Source organism: Photorhabdus sp. CRCIA-P01 (genome assembly GCF_003545805.1).
GTDB classification, from domain to species: Bacteria; Pseudomonadota; Gammaproteobacteria; order Enterobacterales; family Enterobacteriaceae; genus Photorhabdus; species Photorhabdus antumapuensis.
On record NZ_NMQR01000166.1, the window covers coordinates 1 to 1451 of the forward strand.

Annotated in this window: 1 protein-coding gene; it reads left to right on the forward strand. The window is 42.2% G+C overall.

What is annotated here, in order from left to right; all coding sequences use genetic code 11:
* The first annotated feature begins 128 nt into the window (after positions 1-128).
* Positions 129-1226 carry an ISAs1 family transposase gene (locus D3222_RS24550; protein WP_118988348.1) on the forward strand — a complete coding sequence of 366 codons (1098 nt, stop codon included), beginning with the start codon at positions 129-131 and terminating at the stop codon, positions 1224-1226.
* Positions 1227-1451: the final 225 nt, after the last annotated feature.

The following is a 1451-nucleotide window of genomic DNA, read 5'->3' on the forward strand; positions in this document are numbered from 1 at the left end:
CAGGGCAAGATCTCACAATTTTAACAAGGTTATTTGGGTTAAATAAAGACCAAAATATAACTTTTTATAGCCACTTCTCTCATTAAAACGTTAAGATCTCTCTATTCTATAAAAGCGTGATCTTAATAATGAGTATTTTCAACTTTATCAGCAAGATAGATGACCCACGTTCTGACATCAATAAAAAACATGAATTAATGGATGTGATTTTTTTAGCTTTTTCTGCTGTGTTATGTGGGGCTTCTGGCTGGAAATCAATCCAGGAATTTGGTGAGATACAATTCGAGTGGCTTAAACAATATACCAACTTTACTCACGGTATTCCTCGCCGCCACTGTATTGCGAATATTATCAAAATGATAGAACAAGATGCACTGGTCGAAGCCTTTTATGCCTGGATCAACCGACGCCGGGTTAAAGCCGGAAAAAGTCTCATCGCCATTGATGGAAAAACAATGAGGGGGACTTGTAAAGGAACCTTGTTTGAAGCCCTGCATGTGGTCAGTGCTTATGATGTGGAATCGGGTGTTGCCCTGTACCATCGGGCAGCCGAAAGTAAAGGTCAGGAAGGCCCTGTTGCAAGACAACTGATTGAATTATTGGCGCTTGATGGGGCGATTGTCACGCTGGATGCCCTGCATTGTCAGAAGGAAACCCTTGAGTTAATTACCCAACGAGGCGGCGATTTTATTGTTAGCGTCAAAGGGAATCAAAAAACGCTCTCTGGGTTTGTTAAATCGCATTTTGCGGCGCATTATGATAACGACGAACTGGCTGAGTTTACGGAGAAAAGCAAGGGGCATGGACGGACAGAATTCCGTCATGTTATGCAAATTCGTGCGGCATTGCCAGCAGCACTTCAGGAAAAATGGCCATCAATACAGTCTGTTATCGAAGTGGTCAGTGAACGCAGTGTGAAAGGCCAACCAGCCCATCGTGATTCACGCTGGTATGTGAGTTCGTTGCCTTTAGATGTGGAGCGGGCTGCCACGGCAATAAGAAAGCATTGGTCAGTGGAAAATGAGCTACACTGGGTTTTAGACGTCATCTTTCGGGAAGATGCTATCTCGCTTAAAGATCCTGATGGTGCAGCACAAATGGCTCTTTTTAATCGAATAGCATTAAATGTGATTAAACAAAATACGAGTATAAAAGATAGTCAAGCAGCGAAACGTCGAAGAGCGACTTGGTCAGGAGAATTTCGTAGCCAGCTTCTCTTTGATTAAATTAAATACAAAGTGGAATCCCGCCCTGGTGACCGGGGTGAGTGAGTGCAGCCAACAAAGAGGCAACTTGAAAGATAACGGGTATATATATCCAGTAATTAGAGTTGATTATGGAGAAGGTAAAATATTGTGAATGGAGGTTTTTATGAAAATACGGTTATCGAAGCTGTAAAAAGATTAATTCTTGCTAAATCTCCCGATGTCTCTGAGTTTGAACGTATGGAG

What these genes read in the sequence shown, in the direction of transcription:
- D3222_RS24550 (WP_118988348.1), top strand. Translation starts at nt 129, where the DNA reads ATGAGTATTTTCAACTTTATCAGCAAGATAGATGACCCACGTTCTGAC.